Annotated in this window: 21 protein-coding genes; all 21 read left to right on the top strand. The window is 55.9% G+C overall.

Annotated elements, in window-relative coordinates; translation table 11 throughout:
- Positions 1–88: 88 nt before the first annotated feature.
- A complete protein-coding gene (locus tag ABDW72_RS01540) occupies positions 89–1,030 on the top strand; it encodes a cation diffusion facilitator family transporter (RefSeq protein WP_347156689.1) in 942 nt (313 codons plus the stop codon).
- A 320-nt stretch (positions 1,031–1,350) separates the two neighbouring features.
- Positions 1,351–1,815, top strand: a complete 465-nt coding sequence (locus ABDW72_RS01535) for a CBS domain-containing protein (RefSeq protein WP_347156688.1) — start codon at positions 1,351–1,353, stop codon at positions 1,813–1,815.
- Between the two features lie 16 nt (positions 1,816–1,831).
- Positions 1,832–2,335 (top strand): NADH-quinone oxidoreductase subunit A, encoded by a 504-nt coding sequence (locus ABDW72_RS01530; RefSeq protein ID WP_347156687.1) that lies wholly within the window; start codon positions 1,832–1,834, stop codon positions 2,333–2,335.
- Between the two features lie 30 nt (positions 2,336–2,365).
- Positions 2,366–3,004 carry an NADH-quinone oxidoreductase subunit B gene (locus ABDW72_RS01525; RefSeq protein ID WP_347156686.1) on the top strand — a complete coding sequence of 213 codons (639 nt, stop codon included), beginning with the start codon at positions 2,366–2,368 and terminating at the stop codon, positions 3,002–3,004.
- A gap of 320 nt (positions 3,005–3,324) precedes the next feature.
- Complete coding sequence (gene nuoC, locus ABDW72_RS01520) at positions 3,325–5,073, top strand: NADH-quinone oxidoreductase subunit C/D (protein ID WP_347156685.1); 1,749 nt, start codon at positions 3,325–3,327, stop codon at positions 5,071–5,073.
- Positions 5,074–5,183: 110 nt separating this feature from the next.
- Positions 5,184–5,648: an NADH-quinone oxidoreductase subunit NuoE gene (nuoE, locus tag ABDW72_RS01515; RefSeq protein WP_347156684.1), complete on the top strand. Its 465-nt coding sequence runs from the start codon at positions 5,184–5,186 to the stop codon at positions 5,646–5,648.
- A gap of 17 nt (positions 5,649–5,665) precedes the next feature.
- A complete protein-coding gene (nuoF, locus tag ABDW72_RS01510; protein WP_347156682.1) occupies positions 5,666–6,961 on the top strand; it encodes an NADH-quinone oxidoreductase subunit NuoF in 1,296 nt (431 codons plus the stop codon).
- Positions 6,943–9,672 (top strand): NADH-quinone oxidoreductase subunit NuoG, encoded by a 2,730-nt coding sequence (gene nuoG / locus ABDW72_RS01505; protein WP_347156681.1) that lies wholly within the window; start codon positions 6,943–6,945, stop codon positions 9,670–9,672. Before nuoF ends, nuoG begins: the two co-directional genes overlap by 19 nt.
- Positions 9,642–10,604: an NADH-quinone oxidoreductase subunit NuoH gene (gene nuoH / locus ABDW72_RS01500; RefSeq protein WP_347156680.1), complete on the top strand. Its 963-nt coding sequence runs from the start codon at positions 9,642–9,644 to the stop codon at positions 10,602–10,604. Before nuoG ends, nuoH begins: the two co-directional genes overlap by 31 nt.
- A gap of 189 nt (positions 10,605–10,793) precedes the next feature.
- Positions 10,794–11,309, top strand: coding sequence for an NADH-quinone oxidoreductase subunit NuoI (nuoI, locus tag ABDW72_RS01495; protein ID WP_347156679.1), 516 nt, complete (start codon positions 10,794–10,796; stop codon positions 11,307–11,309).
- Positions 11,310–11,312: 3 nt separating this feature from the next.
- Positions 11,313–11,843: an NADH-quinone oxidoreductase subunit J gene (gene nuoJ, locus ABDW72_RS01490; protein WP_347156678.1), complete on the top strand. Its 531-nt coding sequence runs from the start codon at positions 11,313–11,315 to the stop codon at positions 11,841–11,843.
- Positions 11,840–12,148 carry an NADH-quinone oxidoreductase subunit NuoK gene (gene nuoK, locus ABDW72_RS01485; protein ID WP_347156677.1) on the top strand — a complete coding sequence of 103 codons (309 nt, stop codon included), beginning with the start codon at positions 11,840–11,842 and terminating at the stop codon, positions 12,146–12,148. Before nuoJ ends, nuoK begins: the two co-directional genes overlap by 4 nt.
- Before the next feature lie 5 nt (positions 12,149–12,153).
- Positions 12,154–14,040, top strand: a complete 1,887-nt coding sequence (gene nuoL / locus ABDW72_RS01480) for an NADH-quinone oxidoreductase subunit L (RefSeq protein ID WP_347156676.1) — start codon at positions 12,154–12,156, stop codon at positions 14,038–14,040.
- Entirely contained in the window at positions 14,037–15,626 is a 1,590-nt protein-coding gene (gene nuoM / locus ABDW72_RS01475; RefSeq protein WP_347156674.1) for an NADH-quinone oxidoreductase subunit M, read from the top strand. Before nuoL ends, nuoM begins: the two co-directional genes overlap by 4 nt.
- Complete coding sequence (locus ABDW72_RS01470; protein WP_347156673.1) at positions 15,613–17,073, top strand: NADH-quinone oxidoreductase subunit N; 1,461 nt, start codon at positions 15,613–15,615, stop codon at positions 17,071–17,073. Before nuoM ends, ABDW72_RS01470 begins: the two co-directional genes overlap by 14 nt.
- Positions 17,074–17,416: 343 nt before the next feature.
- Positions 17,417–18,328: an EboA domain-containing protein gene (locus ABDW72_RS01465; RefSeq protein WP_488168633.1), complete on the top strand. Its 912-nt coding sequence runs from the start codon at positions 17,417–17,419 to the stop codon at positions 18,326–18,328.
- Positions 18,329–18,359: 31 nt separating this feature from the next.
- Positions 18,360–19,301: a TatD family hydrolase gene (locus ABDW72_RS01460; protein WP_347156670.1), complete on the top strand. Its 942-nt coding sequence runs from the start codon at positions 18,360–18,362 to the stop codon at positions 19,299–19,301.
- Entirely contained in the window at positions 19,298–20,206 is a 909-nt protein-coding gene (gene eboC / locus ABDW72_RS01455; protein WP_347156669.1) for a UbiA-like protein EboC, read from the top strand. Before ABDW72_RS01460 ends, eboC begins: the two co-directional genes overlap by 4 nt.
- A 77-nt stretch (positions 20,207–20,283) precedes the next feature.
- Complete coding sequence (locus tag ABDW72_RS01450) at positions 20,284–21,477, top strand: 3-dehydroquinate synthase (RefSeq protein WP_430438141.1); 1,194 nt, start codon at positions 20,284–20,286, stop codon at positions 21,475–21,477.
- Between the two features lie 264 nt (positions 21,478–21,741).
- Positions 21,742–22,980 carry a metabolite traffic protein EboE gene (eboE, locus tag ABDW72_RS01445; RefSeq protein WP_347156667.1) on the top strand — a complete coding sequence of 413 codons (1,239 nt, stop codon included), beginning with the start codon at positions 21,742–21,744 and terminating at the stop codon, positions 22,978–22,980.
- Positions 22,958–24,358, top strand: coding sequence for an alkaline phosphatase family protein (locus ABDW72_RS01440; protein WP_347156666.1), 1,401 nt, complete (start codon positions 22,958–22,960; stop codon positions 24,356–24,358). Before eboE ends, ABDW72_RS01440 begins: the two co-directional genes overlap by 23 nt.
- Positions 24,359–24,360 lie beyond the last annotated feature (2 nt).

Below are 24,360 nucleotides of genomic sequence, written 5' to 3'. Positions count from 1 at the left end.
ACTCCTGATGCAGGCTGCAGGTATTGAAGCGCCCGGAACGGCTGAAGTCGGCAACATGCCGTACAGGCCAAATACTGAAAACGACACGATGAAAGAACACTCGAAACTACCCATTTATGGTGCCCTGGCAGCCAACTTAGGCATTGCTGCCATTAAATTTACAGCCGCCGCTTTTAGTGGCAGTTCCGCGATGCTCTCCGAAGGTATTCACAGTACTGTAGATTCCGGCAACGAACTGCTGCTCCTGCTGGGCATCAGCCGAAGCCAGAAACCCGCCGACGCCGGACACCCTTTCGGCCATGGCAAGGAAATCTACTTCTGGACTCTGATCGTTTCTATCCTGGTATTCTCCCTCGGTGGTGGCATGTCCTTGTACGAGGGGATCAGCCACATAAAACACCCCGAACCGCTGCAAGATCCTTTCTGGAATTATATTGTGCTGCTGGTGGCCTTCCTTTTTGAAGGAGCTTCCTTTTATATTGCTGTCAAAAAATTCATGGAGAGCAAAGGCCCGGGTAGCTTCTGGCAGGAGTTGCACCAGAGCAAAGACCCAACCCTGTTTGCAGTAATTTATGAAGATGGTGCAGCCCTGTCAGGACTTCTAATCGCTTTTGCGGGCGTTTTTCTGGGGCACTACTTCCAAAACCCTGTATTTGATGGGGCGGCTTCAATCCTGATCGGGGTGGTGCTTTGTTTTGTTGCCGTGTTGATGGTGATAGAAAGTAAGAACCTGCTGGTAGGCGAAAGTGCCGAGACGGGAATGGTGCGGGGAATACAGCAACTGGTAAATCAAGATCCAGATGTGCATAGCCTTCAGCAACCGCTTACCATGCACATGGCTCCCAACGAGGTGTTGCTGGCGCTTGATGTGCAGTTTCATACCCATCTGAACGGAAGCAATCTTCCGGAAGTCGTTAACAGGTTAGAAAATAACATAAGACAGCAATTTCCGGAAGTGCGGCGCATTTTTATTGAAGCACGCAATCTATCCAATCATGAAGCCAACATTAACAAATCACAAAAAGTATAGCTACAGCCGGCTTATTGTAGTAAAAGCCCGGGCGCTACAATCGTCTGGGGCTTCTTTTTATACATACTTATAATTGTATTTAAGGAATAAAACGTCGGATAAGGCAGGTATACTGTGCCTTTGCGTGCTTATTAATATGCTATTCCGGCTGCCACCAATTTACTTTGGGATAACGACCTGGAGGCAAGCCAACTGCACCAGCACACTGTTTTAATAACGCTATGATTCCTGAATGCTTCATATAAAATAATTTACAGAAATTTTATTGCAATTTGTGGCAATTTAAAATAAAGATGCGTATATTAATTTAAATTATTTGAATGCACCACTTTTTTACCGGAAGGGAGGCAAAAATGGGTACCGTCAGGAACATTCTACAGAACAAAAAAGGCAGGGTTATCGCTGTCGATCCTGCCGCCACAGTATACAGCGCACTCGAGCAGATGGTCGAGAACAACGTTGGCGCGCTGCTCGTGGTTGACACCGGTAAATTTGTGGGTATTTTTACAGAAAGGGATTACGCCCGAAAAGTGATCCTGCGGGGCAAAGCCTCCCGCGATACACTGGTAGGTGAAATCATGAGCGAGCATCCTGTTGTCGTAAACCCCTGCGACACCCTGGAGCAATGCATGAAGCTGATGACAGCCAAGTATATCCGCCACCTGCCGGTACTGGAAAACGAGGAGCTGATCGGCTTAGTTTCGATCGGTGACATCGTGAAATACATCATGGAAGAGCAGAAGTTTATTATCGAGAACCTGGAACACTATATTTCAGGCCAGTAATCACCACAACGGCTGCTTGTCGCTTGCATTTACCCTGATACATACGTTATACCTGATCATTTCCGCAGGAGGCGGATACGCTGTGTATGCATCTATTCAAAATACGACAGTGCTGTGGCCCCTGCTGGTGTATGGGGCTATTGTTCTGAGCCTGGTGCTGGTCATACTTGGTCTGTCCTACGCCTTGGGGCAGCACCACAACGAACGCGCCACCGGTGAACCCTATGAGGGAGGTATCCTGAGTGCGGGCGGCGCACGCCTCCGCTTTTCCTCCCAGTTCTACCTGGTGGCTATGCTCTTTGTCATCTTCGACGTCGAAACGGTCTTTATTCTTTCCTGGGCGATTGCTTTTAAAGAACTGGGCTGGTACGGCTACCTGGGAGTATTGGCCTTTATTGTGCTACTGGCGATAGTGCTGGTATATGAGTGGCGCAACGGTGCCCTGGATTTCGGCCCCGACGGGCAGAAAATCCTGCAGGCCTACAAGCGCCTGACGCGTAATTCTGATACGGTAATATAAAGGAAGCGTGAACACCCTAACCCTTGGCCTATGAAATGGTGGTTGAGCAAACCCAATGAGCCGGTTACTCCCGTACAGGGCACCAGCTCTTACGAGGAAACAGTACAGCAAAGTGTGATGCTGACCACGCTGCAGGACCTGCTGGCCTGGGGACGGAAAAATTCAATGTGGCCCTTCCACTTCGGCCTTTCGTGCTGTTTTGTGGAGATGGCTACCAGCATGACGCCCAAATATGATGTAGCCCGCTTCGGCGCTGAGGTCATCCGGGGCACACCCCGCGAGGCTGATGTGATGATCATTGCAGGCACGGTGTTCATTAAAATGGCCCCTATCATCAAGCGGCTGCACGAGCAGATGATGGAACCCAAATGGGTGATCTCGATGGGCTCCTGCGCCAACTCCGGTGGTATGTATGATATTTATAGTGTGGTACAGGGAGTAGATAAATTCCTTCCGGTAGACGTGTACGTACCCGGTTGTCCGCCCCGCCCAGATGCTTTTATGGAGGGCTTGATGCTGCTGGCCGAACGGGTAGGCAAAGAACGGCGCCCCTTGAGCTGGACCATCGGCGAGCAGGGCGTTATCCGCCCGGAAAAAGAAGAAGTAAAAGCCCGCAAGCGTGAGCGCTGGGACAGCATGACAGAATTCCGATCCCCGGATGAAGTATAGCTGGTAGTCTGCAGTGGCGCGCTTTAAGGTTCAGTTACATCAGTTGTATAGGATCTGGCCAAGTGCTTTTAGTATGAGTTTGAAAGCCTAAGAGCGATCTGGGATGGAGGGCTATACGTTCCTCTCGTGCTATAAAACGTGTCTGAGAAAGACCGGTCTTCCCATACGAAATTGCTTTTATTGACAAGATCGTTATAACGCGCTGTGGGAGAACTTTCTTTTTGAACAGCATACCAGAAAAGACACTACTTATCATAAATAATCAAATACAGAAAAGTAGCATGAGTTAGCATAGTACGGGCATTTACTAATTCCTACCGATGGAAAACGGAAGCGGCATTGTTGAGCAGTTGCATGAGCGGTTCAGGGCAGGCACCTTTACCCCGCAAACAACGAAGGATGACATCCTCACCCTCTGGATGCCTCATGAGAAAATCAAAGAGGTCCTGACATTCCTCAAAAAGGAGATCCCTCAGCCCTTCCGCCTCCTCTTCGACCTGACGGCGATTGACGAGCGGACGCGCAAGTCCGACAGCGGGCCGATCCCCTACGCCTTTACGATTGTATACCACCTTTTCTCCTTCGACCGCAACAGCTTTATCCGTTTAAAGGTCGGCTTCCGCGATGAGTTTCCGGTGGTACAGAGCATCAGCAGCCTTTGGGCCAATGCTAATTGGTATGAGCGCGAAATCTATGATATGTTCGGCATCCGCTTCGAAGGCCACCCGCACCTGTCGCGCATCCTGATGCCGCGCACCTGGGTAGGACACCCGCTGCGCAAAGAGCATCCTGCCCGCGCCACCGAAATGGGTCCTTTCCAGCTTTATGATGATAAAGTGGACCTGGAACAGGCCGCCCTGCAGTTCAATCCCGAAGAATGGGGCCTGCAGCGGCAGAGCGAAGACAGCGACTTCATGTTCCTCAACATCGGCCCCCAACACCCGGGCACGCACGGCGTACTGCGCATTGTTCTTCAGTTAGACGGCGAAGATATCGTGGACGCTATTCCCGACATCGGCTTCCATCACCGGGGCGCCGAGAAAATGGGGGAGCGCCAGTCGTGGCATACGTATATTCCTTATACCGACCGGGTAGATTACCTGGGCGGCGTGATGAACAACCTGGCCTACCTGCAGGCGGTAGAGCAGCTGGCCGGCATCGAGGTGCCTGACCGGGTAAAGGTGATCCGGGTGATGCTCTGTGAGCTTTTCCGCATTGCCAGCCATCTGGTATGGTATGGCACCTTTGCCCAGGACGTCGGTCAGCTCTCTCCCGTATTTTACATGTTCACCGACCGCGAAAAGATCTTCGACATTGTGGAGGCCGTTTGCGGCGGGCGCATGCACCCCAACTGGTTCCGCATCGGCGGCCTGTCGCAGGACCTGCCCGCAGGCTGGGAAACCCTGGTGCAACGCTTCCTCGACTACTTCCCCAAACGCCTGAAGGAGTATGATGGCCTGGTAATGAAGAACAGCATCTTTAAGGCCCGCACCAAAGGCATCGGCATCTTTACCAAAGAAGAAGCCATTGAATGGGGCGTAACCGGGCCTAACCTGCGTGCCTGCGGCTTTGCATGGGACTTCCGTAAAAAACGCCCTTACTCTGGGTATGATATGTTTGATTTTGAGGTGCCCGTTGCCGCCAACGGCGACTGCTACGACCGGGCGCTGGTGCGGGTAGAGGAGATGCGCCAGAGCCTGCGCATCATCGACCAATGTATGAAAAACATGCCCGAGGGGCCTTATAAAGCAGACGCTCCCCTGGCCACGCCACCTATCAAGCAACAGACCATGCACGACATCGAAACGCTGATCACCCATTTTCTGGGCGTGAGCTGGGGCCCGGTGATTCCGCCCGGCGAGGCCATGAGCTGCATCGAGGCCACCAAGGGGGCCAACGGCTACTATTTAACCAGCGACGGCAACACCTCGCCGTACCGCGTGCGCATCCGCACGCCCTCTTTCCCGCACATGCAGATGCTACCCTACATTAGCAAAGGCTACTCTGTTGCCGACCTGTTGTCTATACTTGGCGCCATGGACTATGTGCTGGCCGATATCGACAGGTGAAGTTTGAAAGTAAAAAGTCTCCGCTGGTTCGGGCTGCCGGTTCGGACCAGCAGGAGCACAAAGTATAAGTATAAGTTTATATCTAACGTCTTGATACCTGTGTCTGAGTTATGCTGACCGAAGCTGAAAAACAGAAGATCGAACACGAAATCAGCCTTGTTCCTACCCGGAAAAATGCTTGTATTGAAGCCCTGAAGATCGTGCAGCAAAGTCATGGCTGGATCTCGGATGAGAGCCTGAAAGACGTGGCTGAATTTGTAGATATGTCGCCGGCAGAGCTGGATAGCGTGGCTACGTTTTACAACCTGATCTTCCGCCGACCCGTGGGCCGGCATGTGATCCTGCTTTGCGACAGCATCAGCTGCTGGGTGATGGGCTATGAAGGAATACGCGATCAGCTTTACAATATCTTACGCATTAAATATGGCCAGACCACAGAAGACGGCCGCTTTACCCTGCTCCCTAACTGCTGCCTCGGCACCTGCGACTGTGCCCCCGCCCTTATGATTGACAACGACCTGTACCGTAACCTGACGGTGGAACAACTGGACGAGATTCTGAGCAAATATACCTAAAACCAAAGCGGGCGCCTATGGAGAAGCCCCTTACCCAACACATTGTACCGGGCCGTAAACCACTTAGTTTAAAGGCCTATGAAAAAGTAGGCGGTTATCAGTCGGTACGTAAGGTATTAAAAGAGATGGCGCCCCAGGAGGTGCAGACGCTGGTGAAAGACGCCAACCTGCGTGGCCGGGGCGGAGCCGGTTTCAGCACAGGCCTGAAGTGGAGCTTTGTGCCGATGGGCCCCGATGCGCCCACGCCCAAATACCTGGTGGCCAACGCCGACGAGATGGAGCCCGGCACCTTCAAAGACCGCGTGCTGCTGGAAGGCAACCCGCACCAGCTCATTGAGGGTATGATCGTGGCTGCTTATGCCATTCAGGCAAGTATAAGTTATGTGTTCCTCCGCTGGGCCTATAAACTGGCTGCACAGGAAGTAACCCAGGCCATACACGAGGCTTACGAAGCTGGCTACCTGGGCAAAAATATCCTGGGCTCCGGCTTTGATCTGGAGATGCACCTGCACACCGGCGTGGGCCGCTACATGTGCGGCGAAGAAACCGCCCTGCTCAATGCCCTGGAAGGCAAACGCGCTAACCCCAGAGCAAAGCCTCCTTTCCCGCAGGTCAGCGGTTTGTTTGGCATGCCTACCATCGTCAACAACGTGGAGACGCTTTGTAACCTGCCGCACATCATCAACAACGGCGCCGAGTGGTTCAAAAAGCTGGGCTTAACAGAGGATGCCGGCACCAAGCTCTTCGGTGTGAGCGGCCACGTGAAAAAGCCCGGCTGCTGGGAGTTGCCGATGGGCACCACCATCCGCCAAATCCTGGAAGACTATGCCGGCGGCATGCAGGACGGCTACCTGTTCCGGGGCCTTTTGCCCGGCGGGGCCTCCACCGACTTTCTCGTGGAGGAGCACCTCGACCTGCCTATGGATTATGGCTCCATTCAGGCGGCGGGCAGCCGCCTGGGCACGGGTACCATGATCATCCTGGACGACCAGACCTGCCCGGTGGGCTTTACGCTGAACCTGCAGCACTTCTTCGCACAGGAGTCCTGCGGTTTCTGCACGCCCTGCCGCGAGGGACTGCCCTGGGTAGAGAAGATTTTACTGGCCATCGATAAAGGCGAGGGCAAACCCGAGCACCTGCTCACCCTCGACTTCCATACCAAATACCTCGGCCCCGGCAACACCTTCTGCGCACTGGCACCCGGCGCCATGGAACCCCTGCAGAGTGCTCTGAAATACTTCAGAGAGGATTTTGAACGGCACATTCTCGAACACCACTGTCCCTGGAGCAAAGCATGGCAACCATCTATATAGAGAACACACCCTACGAAGTCGGCGCAGGCAAGAACCTGCTGGAGGCCTGCCTCACCCTCGGCAAAGATCTCCCCTACTTTTGCTACCATCCTGCCATGGGCTCCATTGGGGCGTGCCGCCAGTGCGCCGTGAAAGTATACAAGGACGAGAACGACACCAGGGGCAAGCTCACCATGTCGTGCATGGAGCCGGTGCGCGACGGCATGCGCCTTTCCATTGCCGATATGGAGGCCAAGGAGTTCCGGGCGCACATCATCGGCTGGCTCATGACCAACCACCCCCACGACTGCGCCGTGTGCGATGAGGGCGGCGCCTGCCACCTGCAGGATATGACCGTGATGACGGGCCACAACTACCGCGAATACCGTTTCGACAAGCGCACCTACATCAACCAGTACCTGGGGCCCTTCCTCAACCACGAAATGAACCGCTGCATCCAGTGCTACCGCTGCGTGCGCTACTATAAAGACTATGCCGGTGGCAAGGACTTGGACGTGTTTGCCGCGCATAACCATTTGTACTTTGGCCGCGCCGAAGACGGGGTGCTGGAGAGCGAGTTCAGCGGCAACCTGGCCGAAGTATGCCCCACGGGCGTGTTTACTGACAAGACGCTGAAGCAGCACTACACCCGCAAATGGGACCTGACGATGGCGCCTTCGGTGTGCCACCACTGCAGCCTGGGCTGCAACACCATCGCCGGGGAGCGCTACGGTAGCTTGCGCAACATCACCAACCGCTACAACGGCGAAGTGAACGGCTACTTCCTCTGCGACCGCGGGCGCTTCGGTTATGAATTTGTGAACAGTCCCGGCCGCATCCGTGCCCCGTTGGTGCGCAGCCAGCTGCCGGAGGCCACCGACAAGTATACCGCGCTACAGGCGGCTGCTTCGGCTATAAAAGCGGGAAGGGTGATCGGTATCGGTTCGCCGCGGGCCTCCCTGGAATCTAACTTTGTACTGAAAACGCTGGTCGGCGAAGATAACTTCTACCACGGCACTTCGGAGGTAGACCATGACCTGACCTGCCAGGTGCTCTGCCTGCTCCGGGAGGGATCGGCCCGCACCCCCTCTTTAAGAGAAGTAGAGCAGGCAGATGCCGTGTTCATACTGGGCGAAGACCTCACCAATACGGCTCCGATGCTGGCGCTAGCCGTACGGCAGTCGGTCAGGCAGCAGCCTTTGCAGGAAAAAGTAACGCAGGCCAAAATTCCGGAGTGGCAGGATGCGGCCGTACGGGAGCTGGTGCAAACAGAAAAAGGACCATTGTTCAGTGCCACCATCCGGGAGACAAAACTGGATGAGATCGCCACGCAAACCTACTTCGATACACCCGATGCCATTGCCCGCCTGGGCTTTGCCGTCGCCCACCGCATCAATCCCGACTCACCGGAAGTACCCGGACTGACAGAAGCAGAGCAGGCACTGGCGCAGCAGGTAGCAGATGCGCTGATAGCTGCCAAGAAGCCGCTGGTGATCTCGGGCACTTCTTTGGGCAGCGAGCGGGTACTGAAAGCGGCGGGCAACATTGCCAATGCCCTAGTGGCAAAAGAGAAGTCTGCAGGCATCAGCCTGGTGGTGCCCGAATGCAACAGCATGGGCCTGGCCATGCTCAAAGGGCATAAACTAGAATCTGCTTTCGAGGCCGTGCTCAATGGCTATGCCGATACCGTGCTTATCCTGGAAAACGACCTCTACCGCCGGGCCAGCGCTGCGACGGTCAATGCCTTCCTGAACAGCTCAAAACAGCTCATCGTACTGGATTACCTGCACCATGCCACTACCGAAAAGGCGGGCATCCTGCTGCCAGCCGGCACTTTTGCTGAAGCCGACGGAACGCTTGTCAACAATGAAGGCCGGGCCCAGCGCTTTTACCAGGTATACCCTACAGTCGAGGAGATACAGGAAAGCTGGCGCTGGCTCGCCGAGTTGGGCACCATCATGGCCCATGAACAGATCAGCAGCTGGCAGGGCTATGACGACATCGTGAAAGCCTTGACTGCAGGAGAACCCGGACTACAAGGCGTGCAAAATGCCGCTCCGCCCTCCGGCTTCCGCATTGCCGGCCAGCGTGTACCGCGCGAGCCGCACCGGTTCAGCGGCCGTACTTCAATGAATGCCAGCCGCAACGTGAGCGAGCCCAAACCAGCGGAAGACCCGGATTCGCCCCTCTCCTATACCATGGAAGGGTATCACGGGCAGCCGCCTTCGTCCATGATCCCGTACTTCTGGGCTCCGGGTTGGAATTCCATCCAGTCTACCAACAAATATCAGCAGGAAGTGGGCGGGCATCTGAAAGGCGGAGACCCGGGCGTGCGCCTGCTGGAGCCTGCCGCAACAGGCACCTTTTCCATGGCTGTACCACAGAAGTTTCAGCCCCTGGAAGGGCACCTGTTCGTATTACCTCTGCACCATACCTTTGGTTCCGAAGAGCTCAGCAACCATTCCACGGCCATTAGGGAGCGTATCCCGGACCCTTATGTCGCTCTGAACGCGGCTGACGCCATCCGTCTGAAGTTAGACGAGGGGGCCTTGCTACACTTCTCCATCGAAGGCCATACCTACCAGTTACCAGTGAAAACAAGTCCTGCCATTCCGGGCGGTACCGCCGGCTTACCCTGTGGCTTACCTGGTGTACCCTATGCTGAATTACCCGCTTGGGCTATCTTAAACCAAAATATAGAATGGAAGAAGCAACCCCAAACTACTTACTGATTGTCGGCGGCGTGCTGTTCGTGATGCTCAACGTAGCAGCCGGACTCATCTGGGTAGAGCGCCGTATGCTGGCCCTATGGCAAGACCGCTACGGCCCCAACAGGGCAGGTCCTTTTGGGCTGTTCATCGTGCTGGCCGACACCATCAAGCTGTTTTTCAAGGAGGATTGGACACCTCCGTTTGCCGATAAGCCGGTATTTATATTGGCACCCGCCATTGTGGTAGTGTCGGCACTGATGAGCTTTGTGATCGTTCCGTTTGCGCCGGGCATTGTGGTGGCCGACCTCAACATCGGCGTGCTGTTCTTCCTGGCCATGTCGTCGATGGGGGCTTATAGTATTATCCTGGGCGGCTGGGCATCCAACAACAAGTATAGTTTGCTGGGTGCCATGCGCGGCGCGGCGCAGATGATCTCTTACGAAGTATTTATGGGCCTGGCGCTGATGGGCGTGGTGCTGCTGAGCGGCTCCTTTAACCTGCAGGTTATCGTGGAGGCGCAACGCGGTATCTGGTTCTTCATTCCGCAGTTCCTCGGCTTCATCATCTTCCTCATCGCGGGCATCGCCGAAACGCACCGCCTCCCCTTTGATATTCCGGAGGCAGAGAGTGAGCTGGTGGCCGGCTTTCACTCCGAATATTCGGGTATGAAGTTCGGTATGTTCTTCATTGGCGAATACATGGGCATTACGCTCATTTCCTGCCTGGTGGTGGCCCTGTACTTCGGCGGCTGGCTAGGTCCTGATTTTCTGCCGCCCTTGGTATGGTTTGCCCTTAAAACTGCGGTGTTCATCTGCCTCTTCATCCTGCTGCGCGCCTCCATGCCGCGCCCCCGCTACGACCAGTTGATGGAATTCGGATGGAAGATCCTGTTGCCCCTTACACTGGTGAACCTGCTGGTAACAGCGGGGGTGGTACTGTGGATGGAAGGGTAATCAAATGTGAAGACCGCTGGTACGAGCTTGTAGCTCGTACCGCAAACAGCTTAAAAAGAAGGTACGATCTGCAAGCTCGCACCAGCAGATGGACCAAGTGCAGCAGAAAACTATAAAAAAAACATCTAACCTCACAGCGTCTTCCAGACCTGTGAACGTCTGTAAACTATAAAACCGAAAGGAGCAGCTATGTTTAGTTTGTTGCGCAGTATGTGGCTCACGTTTCTGCACGCCTTCCACAAGCGGGAGACCATCCTGTACCCCGAGGAGAAACCCATCCTCCCGACGCGCTGGCGGGGGCGCATTGTGCTGACGCGCGACCCGGACGGCGGCGAGCGCTGCGTGGCCTGCAACCTCTGCGCCGCCGCCTGCCCCGTCGACTGCATCGCGCTGCAGGCTACCGAGGACGAGACGGGCCGGCGCTACCCGGAGTTTTTCCGCATCAACTTCTCGCGCTGCATCTTCTGCGGCTTCTGCGAGGAGGCCTGCCCCACCTATGCCATCCAACTCACCCCCGACTTTGAGATGGGCGAGTATAACCGCCAGAACCTGGTGTATGAGAAAAAGGACCTGCTCATCAACGGCCAGGGCAAATACCACGGCTACAACTACTACAAGGTAGCGGGCATGGCCATTGGCGGCAAAGGCAAGGGCGAGGCAGAGAACGAGGCCCCACCCGTGGACATCAAAAGCTTAATCCCCTGACCTATGGAACTGACCTTCTACATTGCGTCGGCTGTGGCCATCCTTTCCACCATCATGGTCATCACGCGCTTTAACATGGTGCACGCGCTGCTCTACCTGGTGGTGTCCTTCCTGGCTGTGGCCGTCCTCTTCTTTACCCTCGGTGCGCCCTTTATGGCCGCCCTCGAAATCATCATTTATGCCGGCGCCATCGTGGTGCTCATCATCTTCGTGATCATGATGCTGAACCTGAACAAGGAGGCTGAGCAGCAGGAAAGGGAATGGCTGAAGCCCTCGGTGTGGGTGGGGCCCTCCATTCTGTGCCTGGTGCTGCTGGCGGAGCTGGCCTACATGGTGACGGCGGTGGGCACGCCGGCCATTGCCCCGCAGGCCGTGGATGCGCGGCTGGTAGGCCTGGCGCTGTTCGGGCCTTACGTGCTGGGGGTGGAGCTGAGCGGCATGCTGCTGATGGCCGGCATTGTGGGCGCCTACCACCTGGGTCGGCAGAAGAAAAAAGTGGTGCACCGTTTTCTGGAAAGGAGCACAGCGGTATGAGTCCTGTCCCTATGGAAGCCGGATTGCTGGTGGCGGGCATCCTGTTTATGCTCGGCCTCATCAGCGTGCTCATCCGCCGCAACATCATCTTTATGCTGATGTCGGTGGAGATCATGCTCAACGCTGCCGGGCTGGCCTTTATCGTGGCGGGTATGCACTGGGCCCAACCCGACGGGCAGGTGATGTTCATTTTTATACTAACTATGGCCGCCGCCGAGGTATCGGTCGGGCTGGCGCTGATCCTGCAGCTCTACCACCGCTTTAAGACCCTGGACAGCGATGCCGCTAACAAAATGAGAGGATAACGAAAATGGAAAATCTGCTTTGGTTAATTCCCGCGCTGCCCTTTGCCGGCGCTTTGCTGCTGGTGCTTTTCGGCACGCGCTTGCCCCGCGCCCTGGTAAGCCTGATCGGCGTGGGCAGCGTCGGCATTTCGGGGCTGCTCACGCTGCTGCTGGGCCTGCAGTTTTTGTCGGAGCGGCCGGCGTTCTACCACCAGGAAGTATGGCGCTGGTTCGACGTGGCGGGCTTCAGCCCGGCAGTGGCCTTTCACCTCGACGCGCTTTCCATGGTGTTTATCTTCGTCATCACTTTTGTCGGTTTTCTCATCCACCTCTACTCCACCGCCTACATGGCCGACGATGCGGATTTCTCCCGCTTTTTTGCCTGTATGAACCTGTTTGTTGGCTCAATGCTGGTGCTGGTGCTGGCCGACAACCTGCTGCTTTTATACCTGGGTTGGGAAGGTGTGGGCCTGTGCAGCTACCTGCTGATCGGCTTTTGGTATCAGAACCCGGCCAACGGCTATGCAGCCCGCAAAGCCTTCATCATCACCCGCGTTGGCGACACGGCCATGGCCATTGGGCTGTTCCTGCTCTTCCAGCTGTTCGGCACGCTGCACATCCAGACGATTTCAGAAGCTGCAGCACAAGCCTGGTCCCCCGGTAACCAGATGGCGGTGCTGGTAGCGTTTTTGCTGCTGGGCGGCGCGGTGGGCAAGTCGGGCCAGTTGCCGCTGCAAACCTGGCTCCCCGACGCCATGGCCGGCCCCACACCCGTTTCGGCGCTCATCCACGCCGCCACGATGGTGACGGCAGGCGTCTACCTCATTGCCCGTATGCACGTGGTGTTTGAGCTAGCCCCTGCCGCGCAGCTGGCGGTCGCGGTAATCGGCGCTGTTACCTTGCTGCTCGCCGGCTTCTCGGCCCTCACCCAATACGACCTCAAGCGCGTGCTCGCCTACTCCACCATCAGCCAGATCGGCTACATGTTTCTGGCGCTGGGCGTAGGAGCCTGGTCGGCGGGCATCTTCCATTTCATGATCCATGCCTTCTTTAAGGCGCTGCTCTTCCTTTGTGCCGGCGCCATCATACTGGCGCTGCACCACGAGCAGGACATGCGCCGGATGGGCGGCCTGCGCCATACTTTGCCGGTAGTGTTCTGGACCTTCCTGATCGGTGCAGCCTCACTGGCGGCGGTTCCGCTGATCACGGCCGGCTTTTACAGCAAAGACCAAATCCTGTGGCTGCAGCTGGCCGGCGAGCACGGCAGCATCTGGTTATACCTGGCTGGGCTGGCAGGGGCCTTTCTTACCTCCGTCTATACCTTCCGGATGGTGTTTCTCACGTTTTATGGGGAGGCCCGGACAGCGGTGGGCCACCCGCCGGGCAGCCTCATCCTCATCCCGCTGGTGATCCTGGCTATCCTTTCGCTGGCAGGTGGCTTCATCGAGCTGCCGCACAACTTTGCCCACCTCACGCTGTTCACAGAGTTTCTGGCGCCGGTGCTGCCCGTGGTCACCATCAACGAGACACTTGCCACCTCGGAGTGGCTGTTCCAGCTGCTGGCGGCGGCGGTTTCCCTGAGCGGTATTTACGTGGCCTATCTATTCTATATTAGCAAACCGTCGCTGCTGGCAAGTATAGAGCGCTCGGGCGTGGCCATAGCCCTGCACCGCTTCTGGCATGCCGGCTGGGGCTTCGACACACTGTACAACGCGCTGCTCGTGCGCCCCTACGTGTTCCTGGCCACCCTCAACAAACGCGACGTGATCGACGGCTTCTATACCTCCCTCACTGACCTGACAACCTCGCTGCACTTGATGCTGGCCCAGACACAAAACGGAGTGCTGCGCAACTACATCATGGGTGTGGTAATGGGCGCGGTGGCCATACTAACTTTAAGCTTATTGCTATGATACTGGCCTGGCTGATTGTGATACTGATGGCCGGCGGACTGCTGGCCTGGCTCGCGCAGAAATGGCACGCTGACCTTCCCCGTTGGATTGCCCTTGCCGCCGTGGCCACCGATTTTATACTGACCTTATACCTGTGGGCAGAAGAGCCGGAGGCAAGTATGCTGGCCTCTTCCTGGCTTCTCCGCTTCGACCGCCCCTGGATACCGCAATTCGGCGTGAGCTTTAGCCTGGCGCTCGATGGCCTGAGCCTGCTGATGTTGCTGCTCACCTTTTTCTTGGGCCTGCTGGCTATCGGCATTTCCTGGCGTGAGATCGAGCACAAGGTCGGCTTCTTTCATTTTAACCTGCTGTGGGTACTGGCGGGCATCACGGGCGTGTTCCTGACCATGGACCTGTTCCTGTTTTACTTTTTCTGGGAGGTGATGCTCATTCCGATGTACTTTCTGATCGGCATCTGGGGCCACGCTAACCGCAACTATGCCGCCTATAAGTTCTTCCTTTTCACGCAGGCCAGTGGCTTGCTCATGCTGCTGGCTATCCTGGGTTTATACTTTATACATGGCAACGCCACCGGCACCTATACGTTCAACTATTTTGCGCTGCTCGACATGCCACTGGCCCCGGAGGCAGGGCGCCTGCTGATGTTCGGCTTCCTGGCTGCCTTCCTGGTAAAGCTGCCGGTGGTGCCGTTTCATTCTTGGCTACCCGACGCCCACTCCGAAGCGCCCACGGCAGGTAGCGTCATTCTGGCGGGGCTGCTCCTCAAAACCGGGGCTTACGGCCTGCTGCGCTTCGTGCTCCCGCTCTTCCCCGAAGCCGCGCAGGAATTTGCCCCCTGGGCGATGCTGCTCGGTGTAATCGGCATCCTGTACGGCGCCATGCTGGCGTATTCCCAAACAGACCTGAAGCGGCTGGTGGCCTATACAAGTGTCAGTCACATGGGTTTTGTAATCCTGGGCGTATTTGCCTTCAATCCCTGGGCGCTGCAAGGGGTGGTGATGCAGATGATCACCCATGGCCTGAGCACCGGCGCGCTCTTCATCATTTCCGGTTTCCTGTACCAGCGCCTGCACACCCGCGACATCCGGCAAATGGGCGGCTTCTGGCCCCGAACGCCGAAAATGGGTGTGGTGGCCCTCGTCTTTGCCATGGCCTCGCTGGGCCTGCCGGGCCTGGGCAATTTCATCGCCGAATTCCTCACCTTAGTAGGCGCATGGCAGGCCAACCGCTGGCTCACCGTTTTCGCCACCCTCGGCCTGGTGCTGGCCACAGCTTACTCGCTGCGCATCATGCAAAAGGTATTTCTGGGGCCGGGCCTGCCGGAGCCAGAGCAACCGCTGCTGCCCGACCTTAACCTGCGGGAGCTGCTGGTGGCCGCGCCCCTCGTTATACTCATCCTCTGGCTGGGCCTTTACCCACAGCCGGTGCTGAACACCGCTTTGCCGGCCATTACGGAGCAACTGCAGGCGTACCGGCAGCCGGAAAATTTGCAGCATCCGGTCGTTGCACAGGCTGCACGGCACGTCATCACCCCACCCGATTCAACCACTTATTCCCAGAAAGGAGGTACGTATGCGCCCAAGTGATTTTCTGTTTCTCATGCCCCTGCTCATACTTGTAGCGGCGGCCCTGATTACCATGCTGATCATCGCGTTTACGCGAAACCACCGGGCAATTTTTGTGGTCACATCGCTATCCTTTCTGGCGGCGGCCATTTCGCTGTTCTGGCTCAAGAACCTGCTGCCCTACTCCATTCCCCCGCTCTTCGTCCTCGATGGCCTGGCGGTTTTTTATATGGGGCTCATGCTGCTGATCTCGCTGGTCATCAGCATGCTCTCATATGCTTATTTCGAACAGCGCGAAGAACGGAAAGAAGAGTATTATATCCTGCTGATCCTGGCGACGCTGGGCTCCTGTGTGCTGGTGATCAGCACGCACTTTGCCTCACTTTTTCTAGGGCTGGAGGTGCTCAGCGTGTCCTTGTACGCGTTGATCTCTTACCTGCGCACCCGCGAGCGCTCCGATGAGGCGGGCATTAAATACCTGATTTTGGCGGCGCTGTCCTCCGCTTTTCTGCTTTTCGGCATGGCCCTGATCTATGCCAGTACCGGCACTATGGCCTTTGCCGGCATCGGCGTCTACCTCGATTCGCTGCAGGAGCTTCCTCTGCTGCTGCTCACCGGCTTTGGCCTCATGATCATCGGCATTGGCTTTAAGCTCGGTATTGTGCCTTTTCATATGTGGACACCCGATGTGTACGAAGGAGCGCCGGCACCCGTCACCGCTTTTATCGCCACCGTTTCTAAGGGAGGTATGCTGGGCCTGTTGCTCCGCTTTTTTACAGAGGCCGACGGCTACCGCTATCCGGTGCTGGTGCTGGTCTTTACGATTATTGCTATCGCCAGCATGTTTGCCGGCAACCTGCTGGCCCTGATGCAGCAGAACGTCAAGCGCATCCTGGCCTACTCTTCCATTGCCCACCTGGGCTACCTGCTGGTCGCTTTTCTGGCGGGAAACGAACTAGGCATGGAGGCAGTTTCCTTTTACCTGGTTGCCTACTTTATCACCAGCGTCGGGGCTTTCGGCGTGATCGTCATTCTGTCGAATGAAGCGCGCGATGCCGACTTGCTGGAGGACTACCGCGGGCTGCTGTGGCGACGGCCCTGGCTGGCCACTATTTTCACGGCCATGCTGCTCTCGCTGGCAGGTATTCCGCTCACGGCCGGCTTTATCGGCAAGTTTTATATCCTGGCAGCAGGCATCAACACGCAGTTGTGGCTGCCGATGGTCATCCTGGTCATCAACAGCGTCATCGGTTTATACTACTATATCCAGATCATCGCGGTGATGTTCCAGCAACCGGATCCGGAAAGAGCGCTGGAGGAAATGCTTCCACGCCCGGTATACATCACCAGCATGGGGGCTATCAGTATCATGGCCTTGCTGCTGCTGTGGCTCGGGGTATACCCGACAAGTGTTGTGGAGGTAATCCGGGAGATGCTCAATACGTTCTCCACCCTCGCCAGCCGTTAAAGGAGGTATTCTATAGATAAGCTTGCCAGCTCAGGCTGCTGTTCCGGTAAAATATAGAAAACGATATATTCCCGGTTTATACCTTAACTTTATACCTACGGAATCGTAACAGGTGTTTGAACTTTAAACCACAAAATTTTATACCTTAGCATATCCTGTAGGGCCGCCGGAACTGAAACTTTCTGTATACGGCTGTGCAAGCTAATGCCTTGTATCATAGCACCAACGGATGCTCAGAATAGCGTTTTTTGCGGCTATCTTTGTAATTATTAAGGATAATTTTTCTATTTCAGGCAGTTTCCTGTTAACTTACGCTAGTAGTTGGCCAAACTGATTATATACAATGCCCGATCTTCAGATGTATCAAGCAGATTTATCACAAACCAAATCCTTTTTACTCCACCTGCTACAGCAAAGCGCCTCCCCCCAGGCTATGGAATGGCTACACAAGAAGCTGGCTCAGATCGCTGCTTCCGCTGCAGATAAAGACTTGTACCTGGCCTTCAGCGCTGTGCCGCGTTACGTGGGCAAAGCGCCCCTTCACCTGAGCAGCGAGCAGGCAGCCGAAGCGCAATCCATCCGCAAAGGTTTTGATCCCACACGTTGGACGGCAGACCAGGCGGCCCGTACGCTGTTGCTGCTGGCGCTTCCGCACGAGAACAAAGAAGCTTTTGTGGCCCGTATCGAAACGTTGTTTAGTACGGCCGATATGCGGGAACTGGTGGCGCTGTATGCCGCTTTGCCACTCCTGCCCTACCCCGAAGCATTCAGAATGCGGGCGGCCGAGGGCTTCCGCACCAACATGGGCAACGTGTTTGAAGCCGTAGCGCAGGATACCCCTTACCCTGCCGATTACCTGGAGGAGGAAGCCTGGAACCACATGGTCCTGAAAACGCTGTTTGTGGGCAAACCGCTCTACCGCATTCAAGGCATCGACCGGCGGGCTAATGCCAAACTTGCCCACATTCTCTCCGACTATGCCCATGAGCGCTGGGCAGCCGGGCGCCCGGTGTCGCCGGAGTTGTGGCGATCGGTGGGGCCTTTTATAGATGACGCCCTGCTGGAGGATATCAAGCGGCTGTTTGCCCAGCCCGATCTGTTGCAGCAGGAAGCGGCCGCACTCGCCTGCTCGCAAAGCACGCATCCCGGTGCCAAAGCTTTGCTGGAGGGGCACCCGCAACTAAAACAAAAAATCGAATCCGGTGAGCTGACCTGGGACCTGATCGGCCACCAGACACTGGCCCTGCAGTCCTGACCGCGAACGTACCTTATCCTATACAACCTTTATGAACACCAACAACATGTTATTTATAGATCCCCACGCGCACATGACCTCCCGCACCACAGACGACTATGAGCGTATGCGCAAAGCGGGCATTGTGGCCCTGATTGAACCTGCTTTCTGGCTGGGCCAGCCCCGCACCGAAGCCGGCTCTTTTAAAGACTACTTCAGCAGCCTGGTGGGCTGGGAGCGTTTCCGCGCCAGTCAGTTCGGCATCCGCCACTACTGCACCATCGGTCTTAACTCGAAAGAGGCCAATAACGAGCCCCTGGCAGAGAAGGTGATGGAACTGCTGCCGCTCTACATTTGCAAAGAGGGCGTGGTGGGCGTAGGTGAGATTGGCTACGACGATCAGACCGCCGCTGAAGACAAGTACTTCCGGCTGCAGCTGGACCTGGCGAAAGAGGCCGACATGCCGGTACAGATCCATACCCCACATCGTGACAAGAAAACCGGCACCATCCGCAGTATGGAAGTATGCCTGGAGCATAACATTGCGCCGGGAATGGTGATTGTGGATCACAACAACGAGGAAACGGTAAAAGATGTGCTCGACAGAGGCTTCTGGGCGGCTTTTACGATTTACCCGAACTCCAAGATGGGTAACGAGCGCATGGTGGAGATCGTGAAGCAGTATGGCACGGAGCGTATCATCGTGAACAGCTCCTGCGACTGGGGCATCAGCGATCCGCTGTCGGTGCCGAAAACAGCTTCGCTGATGCTGGAAAGAGGCATCTCCGAAGCGGACGTGCGCATGGTGTGCTACCAGAATGCTTTAACAGCCTTCGGCCAGAGCGGGCAGATGCACGAGTCCGATTGGCTGGACAACATGGAGGTAGACCAGCGCGAGAAATTCTCTGACAACTCTGTGTTGCGGGGCGGCCAGACACCTGTAGTAGGTGAGGTGAATACGTCCGGCGACATTTCTTCCAATATCGTACGATGACGCGAACCGGTGCTTACCTGCGGCTGATGCGCCCGGCCAACATCATCACAGCCATTGCCGATATCTGTCTTGGTTTTGCGGCTTCCGGTGCATTGCTGGCGGCTCCATCGCTCACAAATGGAACGGCTACGACCTTTTTAAATCCGCTGTTCTGGCTCATACTTTCCACTATCGGGCTGTATGGCGGCGGCGTAGTTTTTAACGATGTGTTTGATGCCGAACTGGACCGGGTAGAGCGCCCGGAACGGCCTATCCCGAGCGGCGCAGCCACGGTGGGCGGCGCTACGGCTTTAGGCACCGTGCTGCTGGTGGGCGGCATACTGGCTGCCTGGCAGGTATCGCTGCTCAGTGCTATACTTGCAACGGCGGTGGCCCTGCTGGCGCTGCTCTACGATTGGAAAGGCAAGCACCAGTCCATACTTGGGCCTGTGAACATGGGCGCCTGCCGCGGAGGCAATCTGCTGCTGGGCGTAAGCGCAGTGCCGCTGGCGGTGAGCGAACTGTGGTACCTGAGCCTGATCCCGATCGTGTATATCTCGGCCATTACCATGATCAGCCGCGGCGAAGTACATGGCGGCGATCCGAAAGCCATGAAAGGAGCTCTTCTGCTCTATGCACTTGTTATTGCTGCCATCATTAGCCTGACGCTGCTGCCGCACTTCAACGTGCTCTACAGCCTGCCGTTCCTGCTGTTGTTCGCGTACCTGATATTTCCGCCGCTGCTGAAGGCGCTGCCTTCCAAACAGCCGGTGCTGGTGATTAAAGCTGTAAAGGCGGGTATACTGGCCCTGATTGTGATGGATGCCAGTATAGCTGCCGGATTTGCCGGCTGGCCCTACGGGCTGCTGGTGCTGCTGCTGCTTCCGGTATCCATTTTTGTAGCCAGGAGCTTCGCCGTCACGTAAGCCATTAAAAATGCTAAGACACTTTTGCGCCAGAGACAACGTATAACACCTGCTGCAGGCGCTTTTACTTCAACATGATGAGATCGATCCAACAGACCTTCCAGGTGCCTTTTAAGTATGGCATTTACTTTACAGAAGGACTTTTTAAACCAGAGAATCCGGTGCTGCGCGACGTGCTGCGGCTGGATGGGAACACCGCTCCCCGCAAACTGCTTTTTGTAGTGGACGCGGGTGTGGCGGCAGCGCACCCTTCGCTTCTAGAGAATATTGCAGCCTATGCCGCGCACCATACCGATACCATTACACTAACCGCCGCGCCGCTTGTTTTGCCCGGTGGCGAAGAGTCAAAGAACGACCCGCAACTGGTGCAGGACCTGCTGGAGGCGGTGAATAATTTTGGTGTTTGCCGGCACTCTTATCTGGTCGTTATCGGAGGAGGCGCCATACTTGACATGGCCGGCTTTGCGGCTGCTATTGCGCACCGGGGAATCCGCCTTATCCGCATTCCCACAACGGTGCTCTCGCAAAACGATTCCGGGGTGGGAGTAAAGAACAGCGTGAACGCTTTCCACAAGAAAAACTTCCTGGGCACCTTCGCGCCTCCTTTTGCCGTGATCAACGACAGTGATTTCCTGCTGACGCTGGAAGACCGCGACTGGCGTGCTGGGATGGCCGAGGCCATAAAGGTAGCCTTGATCAAAGATGCCGGTTTTTATACTTCCATCAGGCAAAATGCTGACAAACTGGTGGCCCGAGACATGGATGCCATGCAGGAGCAGATTTTCCGTTGTGCCGAAATGCACCTGGAGCACATCAGCGGTGGCGATCCTTTTGAGAAGGGCAGCTCGCGTCCGCTGGACTTCGGCCATTGGGCGGCGCACAAGCTGGAGCAACTCACCAACTATAACCTGCGCCACGGAGAAGCCGTGGCCATTGGCATTGCGCTGGACGTGGCATACTCCATGCTGGCTGGCTTGCTTGACAGGGAGGCATGTGATGATGTGCTGGACCTGCTGACGGATTTAGGCTTTACGTTGTATGTACCGGAACTGTCGCAAGTGGCAGAAGATTCGGAGCGCTTAATCATACTTAATGGCCTGACTGAGTTCCGGGAGCATCTGGGTGGTCAGCTGACGATCATGCTGCTGAACAAAATAGGCGAAGGCGTGGAAGTACACCACATGGACGAAGCGTTGGTAACTGAAGCCGTGGCCCTGCTACAGGAACGGCAAAAGCAGCGTCAAACCAATGCCTCGGCACGAGTTGCCTAGTAAAAACGGAAGCAGGAAGTATAGCTGCTGAACGGTGCGAAAGCAACCTCCTTATATGAAAGACCTGAAAATGTAGCCGGGAGGAAGTTGAAACAGCTTTCCGGATCTGTGCTGACAGTACTCCGGCTGTATGCCCCGGTGCGACACATTACCCTGAAGCGTCGTTCAATTTAGCTGCTCCAATACGCTGCTAATTTATACCACTCCTGCCACGCCATAGCTACCGCAGGACTCCGAGAAAACAAACTTCTGAGAAGACAAATTATGTATATTGATCACGGCTATCATTTAAGCTACTGCACCAACATTCATCCCGGTGAAAGCTGGGAGGAGGTTTTCCGAAACCTGCAAGACTACCTGCCGCGCCTCCGGCAAAGTCTGAATCCTGGTAAGCCTTTCGGTATTGGCCTGCGCCTCTCCGACCTGGCCAGCCGGGAGTTGCTGCAGGGCGACCAACTGGCTGTTTTTAAAGCATGGCTGAGCGACAACGGCCTGTACGTGTATACGATGAATGGTTTCCCCTACGGCGGCTTTCACCATGAGGTGGTAAAAGATGCCGTACACAAACCAGACTGGACCACCACCGATCGCGTGGACTATACCCTACGGCTGGCTCATATTCTGGCGGCCATACTTCCGAGAGGGATTGATGGGGGCATATCCACCTCCCCCCTCTCCTATAAGCCCTGGCACCAGGAGGAGGAAGCACTTCAAAGCACATTCCGGACTTCCACAGAGCATCTGGTACAGGTGGTAGAGGAGCTGCGAAAGATCAAAGCCGCGACAGGCAAAACGATTCACATTGACATTGAGCCGGAGCCGGATGGGCTGCTGGAGAACACGGCGGAAGTGATTGCCTATTTCAATGAGTGGCTGCTGCCGGTGGGAATCAAAAAATTAACAGCTACAGGCATTTCGAAAGAGGAGGCTGCGGAGGCCATTCGCACGCACATCCAGCTTTGCTACGATGTATGCCATTTTGCACTGGCTTATGAGGAGCCGGCCGTGGTGTTTGCACAGCTGCAGGAAGCCGGCATCCGCATCGGCAAAATTCAACTGAGCGCGGCCCTGAAGGTTATACTACCGACACGTGTGGAAGAGCGAAGCGCCATCGCCAAACAATTGTCTTCCTTTGTTGAATCAACATACCTGCACCAGGTGGTAGAGCGCGGCGAGAACAACCAGCTGACGCATTACACTGATCTGCCGCAGGCCCTGCAACAGCTTCATAAACCAGAAGCCCGTGAGTGGCGCACACACTTTCATGTGCCGCTGTTTACGGCGGCCTACAACGGGCTGCAATCCACGCAAAGTGATATTGAGCAGGTACTGGCGCTGCTAAAGCAATACCATGTTACCAATCACCTGGAGGTGGAAACCTATACCTGGGAGGTGCTCCCGCAAGAACTGAAAAAAGAGTTGCACGAATCCATCCGGCGGGAGCTGGCGTGGGTGCTGCAAACGATAAACCATAGCAACTATGCAGAAAACAGTCGTAATTGACGTTGTTGGCCTCACGAACTCGCTGCTGGGCGAGCACACGCCCTTTTTAACCAAATGGACAGCAGAAGCCAGAGGCGCCGTAGTGCATCCGGTAGTGCCTGCTGTTACCTGTGCAGCGCAGGCCACTTACCTCACCGGCAAAATGCCCGAGGAGCATGGTATTGTAGGCAATGGCTGGTACTTCCGTGAGGAGCACGAAGTAAAATTCTGGCGGCAGTCCAACAGCCTGATTCAGGCCGAAAAAGTCTGGGAAGTAGCCAAAGCCGCCGACCCGACCTTTACGTGTGCCAACATGTGCTGGTGGTATAACATGTACTCCGCTGCTGATTACTCCCTGACGCCGCGCCCGCAGTACCTGGCCGATGGCCGTAAGCTACCCGATTGCTACACGCACCCTGCCAGCCTGCGCGATACGCTGCAGGAAAAACTGGGCACCTTTCCGCTGTTCAGCTATTGGGGCCCGAAAACATCTATCAAATCGAGTAAGTGGATTGCCGATGCCTCTAAAATTACGGATGATCTCTACGACCCGACGCTCACACTCATCTATCTGCCCCACCTCGACTACAACCTGCAGCGCCTGGGCCCGAGCGATAAGCGCATCGCCAAAGACCTGCAGGAAATAGATGCCGTTTGTGGCGACCTGATCCGGTTTTACGAAGCCAAAGGCGCCCATGTCATCCTGCTGTCGGAGTATGGTATTTCGGATGTAGACCATCCGGTGCATCTGAACCGCGTGCTGCGCGAGCATGACTACATTGCGGTGCGGGTAGAGCGTGGCACAGAGCTACTGGATGCCGGCGCAAGCAAAGCCTTTGCCGTGGCCGACCATCAGGTAGCACACATCTATGTGAACGACAAGAGCAAGATACAGGAAGTAAAACAGCTGCTGCAGCAGGTACACGGCGTGCAGGAGGTGCTGGAAGGTGACGAGCGCAACAAGTATAACCTGGCACACGAGCGTTGCGGCGAACTAGTGGCTATCGCTGAAAAAAATGCCTGGTTTACCTATTACTTCTGGCTGGATGATGCCAAAGCCCCGGACTATGCGCGTATGGTTGACATCCATAAAAAGCCCGGTTACGATCCGGTAGAGATGTTCACCAACCCGGATATCAAGTTTCTGGTGCCGCTGGTGGCGGGCAAGGTGCTGAAGAAAAAGCTGGGTTTCCGGATGGTGATGGACATCATTCCGCTAAACGCGGAACTGGTGAAAGGCTCACATGGGCGCGTGCCGGAAGATAAAGGCGAATGGCCGGTACTCTACAGCAAGCAGCCGGCGCAATTACCGCAGGAGCTGGCCGCTACCGATGTGTTCACTGTTATCCTGTCGCACCTGATGCCGGCAAAGGCGCAGCTGCAGCAACAGGAACGCTAGAA

Source organism: Pontibacter chitinilyticus (assembly GCF_039748935.1).
GTDB classification, from domain to species: domain Bacteria; phylum Bacteroidota; class Bacteroidia; order Cytophagales; family Hymenobacteraceae; genus Pontibacter; species Pontibacter chitinilyticus.
The sequence above is the reverse complement of the archived record's forward strand: the minus strand, read 5'-3'. Positions and strand labels throughout refer to the sequence as shown.